Origin of the sequence: Planomonospora sp. ID67723, assembly GCF_015711605.1 — a bacterium.
Classification (GTDB): Bacteria; Actinomycetota; Actinomycetes; order Streptosporangiales; family Streptosporangiaceae; genus Planomonospora_A.
Map to the genome: position 1 here is coordinate 886,238 of NZ_JABTEZ010000004.1, position 13,397 is coordinate 899,634.

The following is a 13,397-nucleotide window of genomic DNA, read 5'->3' on the forward strand; positions in this document are numbered from 1 at the left end:
CCGCCCGGTGTCAGCGGTAGCCGGCGGCGTCGACGGGCCCCTCTCCGGACTCCTTCGCCGTGATGTAGCCCCAGGCGTCCGGGCGGCTGCCGTCGATGTCGGTGAAGCCGTACTCCCGGGCGAGCTGTCCGCTGGAGAGCGACTGCCCCGACCAGCGCTCCCGCTCCGGATCGGCGGCCAGGGCGGCCACCGCGCGCCCGGTGAAGGCGGGCGACTCCGAGATCACGAAGTCCGGCTGCTTGGCGATGGCGTCGCGCCAGTTCTCCTCGGTGACGCCGAAGCCTTCCAGCATCGCCTCCGAGCGCAGCCATCCCGGGGTGAGGGAGAGCGCGGTGCAGCCGTGCGGGCGCAGTTCGTGGGCCATCGAGAAGCCCAGCCGGTTCACCGCGACCTTGGCCAGGTCGAAGAAGGTGCACAGCCGGTAGTTGGCGGAGTTGTACTCCACGGTGCCGTCGGTGATCTCGACGAGCAGGCCGCCCGGGTTCCTGATCAGCAGGGGCAGGGCGTGGTGGCTGGTGATGAGGTGGGTGTCGATCCCCAGGCGGAGCATGCGCAGGCCGTCGTCGAGGGGGTGCTCCCAGATCGGTGTGTTCCAGGCCGTGAGATGGTCGCCTCCCCAGATGTCGTTGACCAGGACGTCGAGCCGCCCGTGCTCGCGGTCGATCCGCTCCACCAGCGTCCTGACCTGCTCGGGGTCCAGGTGGTCCACCCGGACGGCGATGCCCTCGCCGCCGGCCTCCGTCACCCGCTCGGCGGTCTCCTCGACGGTCTCCGGCCGGTCCATCTCCGAGCGCCCCTCGCGCGTGCTGCGGCCGGTGCAGTAGACCGTCGCCCCGGCCGCGCCCAGCTCCACGGCGATGGCCCGTCCCGTTCCGCGCGTCGCCCCGGCGACCAGGGCGATCTTTCCCTTCAGCGTCGTATCCATGGCCATGATGCTGCCGGGGAAACAGGACACCTCATGTCATGTTTTCCGAAGCTCCGAACCCGCATCAGCCGTCACGGCCCATCCCCGCAGCCGCCGCCGTGTGATAAGTAGTTCATTACTTCGAGGAGCGAGGAGACCATGGGCGACAACAGCGAGTTCGAGCTGCGCGGGGTCAACCACGTCGCGCTGGTGTGCTCGGACATGAAACAGACCGTCGACTTCTACTCCGGCGTCCTGGGCATGCCGCTGATCAAGACGATCGAGCTGCCGATGGGCTGGGGCCAGCACTTCTTCTTCGACTGCGGAGGCGGCAACGCGCTGGCGTTCTTCTGGTTCCCCGACGCCCCCGAGCCGGTCCCCGGGGTCTCGGCGCCGAAGAACCTGCCCGACCGGGGCGAGCTGCTCTCGGCGGTCGGCTCGATGAACCACATCGCCTTCGACGTGGCGCCGGAGAAGATCGAGGAGTACCGCGACAAGCTCATCGCCAAGGGCGTGGACGTCGGGGTCATCCTCAACCACGACGACAGCGAGTTCGGCATCGCGCCGGGGATGCAGGAGGGCGTGTTCGTCCGGTCGATCTATTTCAAGGACCCCGACGGCGTCCTGGTGGAGTTCGCCGCGTGGACGCGCGCGCTCGACCGGCCCGGAGACGTGCGGCACGAGCCGAAGACCGCCGCCGACAGGACCCTGTGATGCCGCGCCTGCGCCAGGTCCCCCGCGACCAGGTCACCGACCCGCTGACCTTGTTCTTCTACGACCGCCTCTTCGGCGCCGACCGCGACCCGGTCGCCGAACCGGGCACCGCGACCGGCTCCCCCGGTGACTGGTGGACGGTCTTCGCCCTGCACCCGGTGATCCTCAAGCACTGCGTGAAGGGTTTCCAGCTCTACCGCGAGGCCCGGCTCGACCCGGTCCTGCGCGAGCTGGGCCAGTGCCGGGCCGGGTGGGCGCGGGGCAGCCGGTTCGTCTTCTCCCAGCACTGCAAGCAGCTCCGGGCGCTCGGAGTACCGGAGGAGAAGGTGCAGGCGGTCGCCCACTGGCAGGTCAGCCCGCACTTCGACGAGCTGGAGCGGGCGGTGCTGGCCTACACCGACGGGCTGGTGCTGGATGGCGGCCGGGTGCACGACGAGGTCTTCGCGGCGTTGAAGGCCCGCCTGCCCGACGAGGAGATCCTGGAGCTCACCTACATCACCTGCCTCTACGAAATGCACGCGACCATGTCAAGGGCACTGCGCCTGGAATTCGACGACCGGCCCGAACCGGTCGTCGAAGTGGACGCACCCGAGGGGTACGGCACCCGCGACATCGTCGACGACGTCCTCGCGGGCGGCTGACCGACCGTTCGTCGCGCCAACGGGCCCGCTCGGCGCTCGGTGACCGCAATGAAACAGGCCCGTGATTACTCTGCCGGTCAACCCGAACGGGCCGGCCCCACCCGGGCCGGCCCTCTCGCAGACCTGGGAGACCGTGTTGACCGTGCCGAACGGCGACCGGAGCGACCGCAGCCCGTGGAACTGGCTGCTCGTCGTGCCGATCGTCCTGCCCCTGCTGCCCTTCCTGTTCAACTCCGACGAACCGCGCCTGTTCGGTTTCCCGCTGTTCTACTGGCTCCAGCTCGCCTTCATCGCGGTCGGCGTCGCCTGCACCACGGTCGTCTACCAGATGACCAAGCGGGGGCGGTGACACCGTGCAGGAGCACCTGACCGAGATCATCGTCTTCACCTTCCTGTTCCTGCTGGTCAGCGGCATGGGATTCGTGGCCGCACGCTGGCGCCGGCCGACGGACCTGGCCAGCCTGGACGAGTGGGGCCTGGGCGGCCGGAACTTCGGCTCGTGGATCACCTGGTTCCTGATCGGCGGCGACCTCTACACCGCCTACACATTCGTGGCCGTGCCCGCCCTGCTCTGGGGGGCGGGCGCGATGGGCTTCTTCGCGGTGCCGTACACGATCGTGATCTATCCGATGGTGTTCCTGGTGCTGATCCGGCTCTGGTCGGTCTCGCACGTCCACGGTTTCGTCACCCCGGCCGACTTCGTCCGCGCCCGGTTCGGCTCCCCGACCCTGGCACTGCTGGTGGCGGTCACCGGCATCGTGGCGACCATGCCGTACATCGCGCTGCAGCTCGTCGGCATCGAGGCCGTGCTGAAGGCGATGGGCGTGACCGGCCACCTGCCGATCATCATCGCGTTCGCGATCCTGGCCGCCTACACCTACCAGTCGGGCCTGCGCGCCCCGGCGCTGATCGCCTTCGTCAAGGACACGCTGATCTACATCGTGATCCTGGTCGCGATCATCGTCATCCCGGCGAAACTGGGCGGCTGGGGTGCGATCTTCGACGCGGCCCAGGAGAAGTTCGCCGCGACCCCCGCCCCGGGCGACGGCATCCTGCTCAACGCCAACAACCAGCTGCAGTACATCACGCTGGCCTTCGGCTCGGCGCTGGCGCTGTTCCTCTACCCGCACAGCGTCACCGGCGTGCTGGCCTCCAGGAACCGCGACGTGATCAAGCGGAACATGTCCGCGCTCCCGGCCTACAGCCTGCTGCTCGGCCTGATCGCGCTGCTGGGCTACATGGCCATCGCGGCCGGGACCACGCCGATCGGCAAGGACAACAACACGATCGTGCCGCGGCTGTTCGACCAGATGTTCCCCGACTGGTTCACCGGCGTCGCCTACGCCGCGGTCGGCATCGGCGCGCTGGTCCCCGCCGCGATCATGTCGATCGCCGCGGCGAACCTGTTCACCCGCAACATCTACAAGGAGTACATCAAGCGGGATGCGAGCGACGCCGACGAGGCCCGCGTCTCGAAGATCACCTCGCTGCTGGTCAAGGTCGGCGCGGTGGCCTGCATCCTGTTCCTGGACACCGGTTTCTCCATCGACCTGCAGCTCATCGGCGGCGTCATCATCCTGCAGACGCTCCCGGCCGTGGCGCTGGGCCTGTACACCCGCTGGTTCCACCGCGGCGGCCTGATCGCCGGCTGGGTCGCGGGCATGACCGCGGGCATGGTCCTGCTGTACAACATCGGCAACCCGGTCACCGGCAAACTGCACTTCGCCGGATCGGCCTTCCCGCTGAAGAACCTCGGCTTCGACACCAGCATGACCATCTACGCGGGCGTCCTGGCCCTGGCCGTGAACCTGGCCGTCGCCGCTCTGGGCACGGTCGCCGCCCGCGCGCTGAAGATGGCCGACGGCGGCGACACCACCCGCCCCGACCATTACCTCGCCGACGAGGGCGATCCCCGCATCAAGGACCTCGACCTCACCCCCGGGTCCCCCAAGGCCCACTGAGATCCTCCGGTACGGCTCGCGCCTGACGGTGGCGGCGCGAGCCGTACCGGCGTGCGAGGGCCGTACCGGACGTCGTGAGGAACGGCGAGGGAGCGGCCTCCCCGGGGCCGCCGGTCATCCACCGTCCGGTCATCCACCGTCGAGGTAGGCGGGGTTGGCCACCGCGAGCTTGTCGCGCACGGCCTCGGTCAGGGCGGCGACCAGGGCGGGGTGGTCCAGCCCTTCGCGGACGGCGGCGGCGAGCTCGGCTTCGGAGGCGAAACCGAGCCCGCTCAGGCGGTCCGCGTGGGCGACGGCCTGCTCCGGCCCGAGCTCGAGCTCCCGCTCGACCATCCCGAGCACGTTGACCGCGACCCGGGTGTGGAAGCGGACCCGGCCCTCGACCGCGGGGAGCACGTCGCTCTCCAGGAAGTCGCGGACCGCGGCCACGAGCCGGGCCGCCGACGGGACGTCGTGGGGACCGGCGGGCGGGGACGGGTCCCGAGGGTCCCGGCGCAGAGCCTTCCGCGGATCCGGCGGCGTGCCGTCCTCCGGGCCCGCCGGCTCCCGCCGCGCCGCGCCGCGGTGATCCCGCGCCGCCCTTCCCTCCGACATAAGGAACTCCTTACCCGTTGACCCTGCAACGAATGTCGGGTGAGATCCTTGCATGACCTTCGCCGTCCCCGACAGCGTGCGCCCGCTCCGCGACGCCGTCCACGCCTTCGTGACCGAACGCGTCGAACCCGCCGAGGACGTCCTGCACCGCGGCGGCCCCGGGGCCGGGACGGTCCTGCGCGCACTCCAGGAGGAGGCGAGGAAAGAGGGCCTGTGGGCTCTGGGCCACCCGGCCGAACTGGGCGGCGGAGGCCTGCCCTTCCTCGACTACGTCTACGTCAACGAGGTCCAGGGGCGCAGCGAGTTCGGCCAGCTCGCGCTGGGCACGTTCACCCTGCAGGACTCGCTGATGCTCCACGAGTTCGCCGGTCCCGAGCAGCGCGAGCGCTTCCTGGCGCCGCTGGTCCGGGCGGAGATCTGGCCGAGCTTCGCGATGACCGAGCCCGCCGTCTCCGGCAGCGACCCCACCCAGTTGCGGACCTCGGCCGTGCTGGACGGCGACGAGTGGGTGATCAACGGCCACAAGTGGTTCACCACCGGCGCGAACCGGGCCGCCTACACCACCGTCATGTGCCGAACCGAGCCGGACGCCCCGCCGCACCTGGCCTTCTCGATGATCCTCGTGCCGACCGACACGCCCGGATACACGATCGTCCGCGACACTCCGGTGCTGGGCCTGGACGGCGGCCACTGCGAGGTCCGCTACGACAACGTCCGCGTCCCCTCCGCCAACCTGCTCGGCCCGCGCGGTCAGGGGTTCGTCATCGCCCAGCGGCGGCTGGGCCCGGGCCGGATCTTCCACTGCATGCGCTGGCTCGGCCAGGCCCAGCGGGCTTTCGACCTGATGTGCCGCCGCCTGCACGACCGCAGCGCCTTCGGCCGGCCGCTGGCGGACAAGCAGTTGATGCGCCAGCACGTGTTCGACTCCTACACCGAGATCCAGTCGGCCCGGTTGCTGACCCTGCACGCCGCCCAGGCGATCGACCGGGGGGAGCAGGCGCGGGTGGAGATCGGCGCGGTCAAGGTGGCCGGCGCGCGCATGCTGCACAACGTGATCGACCGGGCCGTCCAGGTGTACGGCGCCGCGGGCCTGACGCCCGACACCCCCCTGGACCGGATGTACCGGCACGCCCGCGCCGCGCGTGTCTACGACGGCCCGGACGAGGTGCACATCGACTCGGTCGGCCGCCGGATCCTCGGCGAGTACGCCGCCGGCGGCAACTGGGAGTTCGGCCTGCGGTGACGGATGGGTCCAGGACGGTGGACGGTCCCGGCGCCGGAGCGGCGGACGGGCCCGGAGCGGCGCGCAGGGCGGTCATCGTCGCCGGGGCCCTCGGCGAGGGGACGGTGATCACCGCGAGCGTGCGGTTGCCGGGCGGAGCGTCCCGCGAGACCTGGGCCCTCGACGCGGTGGATTCCGCCGGGGTCACCCGCGAGCTGGTCCTGCGCCTCGACTCCCCCGGCTCCCCTCCGGGGGCGGGGATCGGGCTGGCCCGGGAGGCCGCGCTGATGCGGGCCGCCGCAACGGCGGGTGTTCCGGTGCCCCGGATCCTGTCGGCCGGTGATGCGCACGTCCTGATGGCCCGGGTGGCCGGGGAGACGATCCCCCGCAAGATCCTGCGGGATGAGGCGTTCGCCGCCGCACGCCCCCGGCTGGCGGCCCGGTGCGGAGAGATCCTGGCCGCGATCCACCGCATGCCGCTCTCCTGCCTGCCCCCGGGTCCGGGCCCGCAGGCCGTACCGGACGACCCGCTGACGACATGGCGTGACCTGCTGGATCTGACCGGGCAGCCGCACCCGGTCTTCGAGCTCGCCTTCCGCCGCCTGGCCGCCTCCCGGCCCGCGAGCGGGCGGACCACCGTCGTGCACGGCGACTTCCGCAACGGCAACCTCATCATCGGTCCCGAAGGCGTCAGGGCGGTGCTGGACTGGGAACTGGCCCACGCGGGAGATCCCATGGAGGATCTCGGATGGCTGTGCGCGAAGCCGTGGCGGTTCGGGTCGCTACCGCCGGTCGGCGGGTTCGGCGAGTACGCCGAGCTCGTCGGGGCCTACGAGAAGGCAGGCGGACACCGGGTGGATCCGGAGGCGCTGCGCTGGTGGGAGGCCTTCTCCGTGCTCAAGTGGGGCGTCATCTGCGTCATGCAGGCCATGCGGCATCTGAGCGCAGGCGCCCGGTCGGTCGAGCTGGCCGCGATCGGCCGTCGCGTCTGCGAGACCGAATGGGATCTGCTGCGCCTGCTCCGGTGAGCGACCGGTGATGCCCGCCCGCAACCCATAGGCGATCAAGGTGGCCGGGTGTCACGTGAGCGCGGCGACCGGCCGAGGCCTGACTGAGACCCGGCTCAGCTGAAGGACGCTCATGCCGAACAACAGCACGCCCAATGGGACGTGCAGGGTCTTCACCTGCGCGATGCCCAGTGCTGTCTGCGCCAGCGTGAGCCCCAGGAACCCGACCGCGTACAGGATGGGCCTGGGTGATCCACCGCCCGGCCGCCACACCAAGATCGCGGCGACCAGGTGCAGCAGCGCCACGGCGAACACCCCGTACGCCGCAGCGCTGTGCAAAGCCCGCCCGTGGGGCGAGGACAACAGCAGTCCGGCGGTGATCGGCGCGGCGAAGAGGGCCAAGGTCTGCAGGATGATCGCGACACGCAAGAACACGGATGACTCCTCGACGGCTGCGGGACGGGCGAAGACGGCGACCAGGACGCTCCTCTGCGTGCTGGACGGTGTCTCAGAAGTCCGACGACACAACCGCTGGGAATGTGAGGTGACGCACCGACCTCACAGTTCGGCGCGCTGCCTCCCACTCGTCACCCGCGAAACGCGGTGGCCGCCGCACGTATCCGAGGGCCTGACGCCAGAACGTCCCGGCCCGTACGTCATCCGTAACGCCCAGCGAGATCTGCCCGATCGTCGTCACCCGCCGAGGGTACCGAGTCGTCCCGCTACAGTGATCAATCTGAGACAGCCAAGCTCCGACCCCCGGTCACGGGCATATCTCCGATCCCGACGCGGACCACGTCGGAGGCGCCCGGACAAGCTGTACGCCGGCGAAGGCTCGACGACGCCCACCTTGCGAACACGGCCATGCGGAGGGTCTCTCAGAGCCGCTGACCCGCCGTCCAGGGCCGGAGCTTCTCGGGGTTGCGCACTGCCCAGATGCGCGTGATCCGGTCGCCTGCCACGTCGAACGCCATCACCGCCGTGGTGACGCCGTCCTGCTGAGCCACCAGACCGGGCTGACCGTTGACCGTTCGCTCCAGGATCGCCAGGTCGGGCGCCCTGCCGGCGAGGGCCAGGGCGTAGCGCGCGATCTGCTCGCCGCCCGCGATCGGGCGGAGCACGGTGCTGGCGAGGCCGCCGCCGTCGGCGATCATTGTGGCGCCGGGGTCGAGGAGGCCGATGAGGGCGTCGATGTCCTTGGCTTCCCAGGCCTGCTTGAAGTCCCTGACGATGTCGGCCCGCCGGCTTGTGGGAGTCGCGGGAGTCTGCGAGGCGCGAATGCGGCGGCGGGCCGAGGAGGCCAGCTGACGACAGGCCGCCGGGGTACGGCCGACGATCTCGGCCACTTCGGCGAAGGAGTAGCGGAAGACATCGTGGAGAACGAACGCGACGCGCTCGGCCGGGGTCATCGATTCGAGTACGACGAGGAAGGCCATGTTGATCGACTCGTCGAGAGTGACGCGGTCAGCCGGGTCGACCGCGGCGCCGCCGGACCGCGTGTTGATCCACTCCGTGCGCTCGGGCAGCGGCTCAGGGATCCACTCGCCAACGTAGCGCTCGCGCCGGGCCCGTGCCGAGCCGAGCAGATCGAGGCAGATGCGACTGGCGACCGTCGTCAGCCAGCCGCCGGGGGATTCGATGGCCTCCTGCTGCTGCCGGGACATGGTGTACCAGCGGGCGTACGTCTCTTGTACGACGTCCTCGGCATCGGCCAGGGAGCCGAGGAGCCGGTAGGCGAGATTGATCAGCTGACGCCGCTCACGGATGATCACGCTCAGGCTCGGATCGGGCCGGGTGTGTCCTGGCTCGGATGGGGTGGTCATCGTGTCGTCGGCTCCCTCGATGCAGTTGTCCTCGCCCGTTCGACGAGACAACCCCTCGGAATGTGAGGTGGGCGCATCGCCTCACATTCCCAGCGGTTGTGTCGTCGGACTCCTGAGACACCATCCAGCATGCGGGAGAGTTCAGCGACTCCGGCCGGGATGCGGGTCGCTGTCGGAAAGCCCGCGTCGGAGCGTGTGGTCGCCCCGCGCGGCCGGCCACTTCGTGATGGAGGGCCGACCTCGCCAGGTCACAAGTCTCGAAAACACCACTGAAATTGAGAAAGGAAGACCCCGCGATGTCCACACCCACGACGACCGAGCAGGACAGCCTTCAGTCGCGTCTGCCCGACCCCGCCGAGTTCTTTCCCGAGGTGGCAGCAATCGCCGGAGCCATGACCAAGGCCACCCGGAACGGTTCGATTCCGCAGACCACCGTCAGCCTGGTGCAGCTCCGCGCCGGGCAGATCGTCGGCAGCACGTACCACACGGTCCGGCAAACCGGCAGCCTCCGCAAGGCCGGGGAAACAGAGGAGCGCATCTCCGCCGTGGCGTCATGGCAGGACGCCCCCTATTTCAGCGCCGCCGAACGGATCGCGCTGGAGCTCGTGGAGGCCGTCCTCACCCCGAACCCCTTCGGGGAGCGCGTCCCCGACGAGTTGTACGCCAGGGCGTCCACCCACTACGACGACAAGGCCCTCTGGACGCTCATCCTGGCGATCGGCCAGATCTGCTTCTTCATCCCCGTGGCCCTCATCGCCAAGCCGATCCCCGGTAAGGCCCCCGGGAAGAACTACAACAAGTAACACCCTGCAGGGCCAGGGTGAGGCATGCAATGGTGCCTCACCCTGAGCACGGTCAGCTGAATGCGTGAGTGCTTTTCGTCTTGGGCAGCGGTCCTCTTCGACGAGCTGCAGGACGAGGACCGTCTGCACGATCGCGGTCGCTCGATGGGGACAGCAGCCCCTGTCGTGGGAGCCGGCTCCCTGTGCCTGCCCCATACCCGAATCGTCGGTGGGGCGTGGCACGCTCCGGCGTATGACAGTGGAAACGGTTGTTCTCACCGGCGCCGCCGGGCTGGTCGGGTCTGTGCTGCGCGAGCCCCTGCGGCGTCGGTTGCAGGGGCTGATCTCGATTGATCGCGTGCCGCTGACCGCTCTGGGGCCGGACGAGGAGGTCCGCCAAGCCGACCTGTCCGACGTGGAGGACGTGACACCGCTCCTCGAAGGTGCCGATGCGGTCGTGCACCTGGCCGGCGTGCCGGACGAGGCGCCGCTCGCCGACCTCCTGGAGGCCAACGTCCTGGGCGCCCACCACGTTCTGGAGGCGGCGCGGCGCACCGGGACCCGGCGCGTGGTGCTGGCCAGCAGCAACCGGTTGACCGGCTGTTATCCGGCCGCGCAGACGGTCTCGGCCGAGACTCCTCCGCGTCCCGACGGGCTGTACGGCGTCAGCAAGGTCGCCGTGGAGGCTCTGGGCCGCCTGTACGCCGACAAGTTCGGCCTTCAGGTGGTGTGCCTGCGCATCGGGAGTCTCGAACCGGAACCGAGCCAGCCACGGCATCTGGCCACTTGGCTGAGTCCGTACGACTGCGCCGGGTTCGTCTGGGCCGCGCTGACGCAGCCGGATGTCACCTTCATGGCCGCGTACGCAGTCTCGGCCAACACCCGCCGGTTCTGGGAGTTGGACGACCGGCTCGGTTACCGTCCCCGCGATGACGCCGAGGCCTACGCGGGCCGGATCCCTGAAGCGGCTGGCTACTTCGCCGACGATCGGCTTCAGGGTGGTGACTACACCACCGCCGACTACACCCTCCTCCATGGGCTCGGCCAGTGACCACAGCCGGATCGGTTCCTTGACCAGGCGAGATGCTTCAGTGGGTGTTGAACAACCGTTGATCTTGAGTGAGGTAATCGGAGGATGAAGGAGCGTTTCTCATCCTGATTCGCGGGCCCGAAGGACAAGGATCAGAATCGTTTTGACGAGCTGATCTGTATGTCAGTCGGTCCACACCGAGGCATCGGGCCAGTTGCATCTGCGGTCGTCGTCGGTCAGCGGCTGGTAGTGCGCAACGGCGATGAGTTCGCCGGAGTCGTCGAAGCCTCGGAACTCTGCGCGGTCGTCGACATGGCGAATGGCGTGCGGCACGGTGACCAGACCACTGGCCGGGACGGACAAGTCGATGACGTCGTCGGCGTAGTGCACCTGCACGGCCGCTATCCGTCGCGTCGCCATCACCGTCAGCTCGGTCACCCACTCGGTATCGGGACGGGCGAGCTGGCTCGACAGGTTCACCAAGTTGTTGCCGTGCCAATCGGGCAGCGGCGCGTCCGGCCGGTGCAGCACCCATTCCGGCATGCCGCCTCCCGAGGAACCAGAGGGGTATTGCCACTGTCCGGCCGCTGAGCGTGTCAGCAGGTAGACGTCGCTGTAGAGTTCGCCGTCCTCGGGGTCGCGAAGCACCACGGTCAACGATCCGTAGCGGCCCCACTGGCCGACTGCGGCGATCGCAGCCGAGCCGGCTGGGAGAACCGCCGGAAGCGGTGGCGTGCCGTGGTCGAGCGCGTCGAACATCTCCTGTTCGTCGAAGAATCGGTAGGAGCCGTCAGACGACTCGTGCTCCGTGTCTTCCATAGACCTCAGCGTAATGACGCTCAGGCCATGCGCTCAGACAGCATCGTTATACCGTCGCTACGGTGTGTCGGCGCGGTCCTGCGCTCTTCGCCGTCCGCCGATCCCCGGCGAGCTTCGACGACAGGTGGAAAAGACATCTCAAGGGAGCGGCGGTCCGGATGTTGCTGGCGGGGTGCTGTGGTGGGTCATGGTGGCGGGGTGCCGGTGACCGATGGGCGCCGCTGCCCGACGTGCGGGAACGCTCTGCCGGGGTGGATGCGGCGAGATGCGATCTTCTGCAGTGACGGCTGCCGTGCGCTGCACCGATGGTGGCGGGTGCGGACGCGAACCCGGGTAGCGGTGATCAAGGACGGGTCGGCGGCCCCGTTGGTGACGTGTCCCGAGTGCGGTGGATCGTGGTTGGAGGGTGTGGATCACCCGGTCGAGGCGGTCGTCGCGGCGTCCGGTCATCATCTCGGCGAAGGACTTGACGTGTCCGGAGAGGGCCTCCAGGTGGGGGCATGCCGCCAGGACGTTCTCGAGTTTCTGTAGTTCGTCGGGGTCGAGGTTGCCGGGGCAGCGGCGGATCCAGCTCGTGATGTGGCGGGTCTTGGGTGGTGCAGGGGGCGGTCTTGAGGGCTCATCGAACTTGATCGGGGCTGAGGTGTCAAGCACGGCCCCCTCGCCAGAGCCGAGCACCTGCGACTGCGCTGGCTTCATGGACGCGTTCCCGTCCCTGAGGTGGTCGCCTTCGAAGACCCCGTTCTCGTTCTTGCCGACGTGGGCGCTCCGTCCCTGGAAGCCGCCGCACCCGCCGACGTGGGCGCTCCGTCCCTGGAAGCCGCCGCACCCGCCGACGTGGGCGCTCCGTCCCTGGAAGCCGCCGCACCCGCCGACGTAGGCGCCGTGCTGGGCCGGACGCTGCGCATGCTGCACGAGTTGCCCATCACCGAGTGCCCCTTCGACGGCCGACTGCCGGCGGTTCTCGAACACGCCGGCGCCAATATCCGTGACGGCCTCGTGGATCCGGACGACTTCGACTCCGACCATTTCGGGCTGACTCCTGAGGTGGTCTACGAACGACTGCTGGCCACGCGCCCGCGCGTCGAGGACCTCGTCGTCGCGCACGGAGACTACACCTCCTCCAACGTGCTGGTGCCCGCCTCGGGAGAACCCATAATCATCGATGTCCCGGCACTGGGCGTGGCCGACCGGTACCGCGACCTCGCCATCGCCCACAGAGACTTGTCCGAGGACCACGGCCCGGCGGCCTGGGAGGGATTCCTTTCTGCCTACGCCCTCGTCGATCGCATCGATGAAGAGCGGATGCACTACTACCGGCTCCTGGACGAGCTTCTCTGAGCCAGGACGATGATCATGCCTCAGATCAGTAGGAAAACGGCGAGATGCCGCACACGAAACAGGCGACGTCCAGCTCAACCACCACGCCAACGACCAGCGGCCGCCACATCGTGAACACGACGGCGATACCGGCCATTGACCCGCCCCGAGATCACCTCACAGCTTCGACAGGCCGCCTCCACGGATATTCAGATAGGGCAACAACAGATGTAAGCAGCTGGCATCCGCGCCTGCCCAGCAGTACGCCACACTTGGCCTCGCGGCCGTTCCCATGAGCACGACGTTACGGAAACGGGATCATCTCCGACTGCCCATACGATGATCTTCCGTCACCACTCCACACAGTGTGGGTCAGAGCCAGGATTCCCACCGCTCGGGAGGGCGTCAGCCCCTCCCGAGGGCAGGGTTGCCGCCCCGGCAAGAACCCCACACCCCGCCGGAGGAGAGGAGACCCCCCCCCGGGAAACACACCCGGAAACGTCCCCGGGAAAACACGAAGGCCCCCGCCAAAAGGCGAGGGCCCTCAATGAAAGATTGTCCGGCGGCGACCTACTCTCCC

The 13,397-nt window shown here is 69.2% G+C and carries 13 protein-coding genes and 1 pseudogene; 9 read left to right on the forward strand and 5 right to left on the reverse strand.

What is annotated here, in order from left to right:
- Window positions 1-10: 10 nt before the first annotated feature.
- Window positions 11-925, reverse strand: coding sequence for an SDR family oxidoreductase (locus HS041_RS30810; RefSeq protein WP_196444321.1), 915 nt, complete (start codon window positions 923-925; stop codon window positions 11-13).
- A gap of 138 nt (window positions 926-1,063) precedes the next feature.
- Here HS041_RS30810 and HS041_RS30815 point away from each other — a divergent pair, with 138 nt between their 5' ends.
- The 4 genes from HS041_RS30815 to mctP all read left to right on the forward strand — a co-directional run bounded on the left by HS041_RS30815 (window position 1,064) and on the right by mctP (window position 4,220).
- Window positions 1,064-1,618 (forward strand): VOC family protein, encoded by a 555-nt coding sequence (locus HS041_RS30815; RefSeq protein ID WP_196444322.1) that lies wholly within the window; start codon window positions 1,064-1,066, stop codon window positions 1,616-1,618.
- Window positions 1,618-2,259, forward strand: a complete 642-nt coding sequence (locus tag HS041_RS30820) for a carboxymuconolactone decarboxylase family protein (protein WP_196444323.1) — start codon at window positions 1,618-1,620, stop codon at window positions 2,257-2,259. The genes HS041_RS30815 and HS041_RS30820 overlap by 1 nt, the downstream gene beginning before the upstream one ends.
- A gap of 61 nt (window positions 2,260-2,320) precedes the next feature.
- Complete coding sequence (locus tag HS041_RS30825) at window positions 2,321-2,608, forward strand: DUF3311 domain-containing protein (protein ID WP_307845522.1); 288 nt, start codon at window positions 2,321-2,323, stop codon at window positions 2,606-2,608.
- A gap of 4 nt (window positions 2,609-2,612) precedes the next feature.
- Window positions 2,613-4,220 (forward strand): monocarboxylate uptake permease MctP, encoded by a 1,608-nt coding sequence (gene mctP, locus HS041_RS30830; RefSeq protein ID WP_307845523.1) that lies wholly within the window; start codon window positions 2,613-2,615, stop codon window positions 4,218-4,220.
- A gap of 129 nt (window positions 4,221-4,349) precedes the next feature.
- Here the strand turns inward: mctP and HS041_RS30835 are convergent, their stop codons facing one another.
- Window positions 4,350-4,814, reverse strand: a complete 465-nt coding sequence (locus HS041_RS30835; protein WP_230879873.1) for a DUF6285 domain-containing protein — start codon at window positions 4,812-4,814, stop codon at window positions 4,350-4,352.
- Between the two features lie 52 nt (window positions 4,815-4,866).
- On the opposite strand from HS041_RS30835, the gene HS041_RS30840 reads away from it, so the two are divergent.
- Window positions 4,867-6,057: an acyl-CoA dehydrogenase family protein gene (locus HS041_RS30840; RefSeq protein ID WP_196444324.1), complete on the forward strand. Its 1,191-nt coding sequence runs from the start codon at window positions 4,867-4,869 to the stop codon at window positions 6,055-6,057.
- Window positions 6,054-7,064, forward strand: a complete 1,011-nt coding sequence (locus HS041_RS30845; protein WP_307845524.1) for a phosphotransferase family protein — start codon at window positions 6,054-6,056, stop codon at window positions 7,062-7,064. Before HS041_RS30840 ends, HS041_RS30845 begins: the two co-directional genes overlap by 4 nt.
- A 51-nt stretch (window positions 7,065-7,115) precedes the next feature.
- On the opposite strand, the gene HS041_RS30850 is transcribed toward HS041_RS30845, so the two are convergent.
- Window positions 7,116-7,478 (reverse strand): hypothetical protein, encoded by a 363-nt coding sequence (locus HS041_RS30850; protein ID WP_196444325.1) that lies wholly within the window; start codon window positions 7,476-7,478, stop codon window positions 7,116-7,118.
- Window positions 7,479-7,921: 443 nt separating this feature from the next.
- On the reverse strand, window positions 7,922-8,866 hold the full coding sequence (gene sigJ / locus HS041_RS30855; protein WP_196444326.1) for an RNA polymerase sigma factor SigJ: 945 nt from the start codon (window positions 8,864-8,866) through the stop codon (window positions 7,922-7,924).
- A gap of 296 nt (window positions 8,867-9,162) precedes the next feature.
- On the opposite strand from sigJ, the gene HS041_RS30860 reads away from it, so the two are divergent.
- Together HS041_RS30860 and HS041_RS30865 are read left to right on the forward strand one after the other, a co-directional pair.
- Entirely contained in the window at window positions 9,163-9,669 is a 507-nt protein-coding gene (locus HS041_RS30860) for a carboxymuconolactone decarboxylase family protein (protein WP_196444327.1), read from the forward strand.
- A gap of 232 nt (window positions 9,670-9,901) precedes the next feature.
- Complete coding sequence (locus HS041_RS30865) at window positions 9,902-10,699, forward strand: NAD-dependent epimerase/dehydratase family protein (protein WP_196444328.1); 798 nt, start codon at window positions 9,902-9,904, stop codon at window positions 10,697-10,699.
- A gap of 162 nt (window positions 10,700-10,861) precedes the next feature.
- On the opposite strand, the gene HS041_RS30870 is transcribed toward HS041_RS30865, so the two are convergent.
- On the reverse strand, window positions 10,862-11,497 hold the full coding sequence (locus HS041_RS30870; protein ID WP_196444329.1) for a hypothetical protein: 636 nt from the start codon (window positions 11,495-11,497) through the stop codon (window positions 10,862-10,864).
- 675 nt (window positions 11,498-12,172) lie between these two features.
- Between HS041_RS30870 and HS041_RS30875 the strand changes: the two are divergent.
- Window positions 12,173-12,838 (forward strand): annotated as a pseudogene (locus HS041_RS30875) (aminoglycoside 3'-phosphotransferase); the annotation flags it as partial.
- Between the last annotated feature and the right edge of the window lie 559 nt (window positions 12,839-13,397).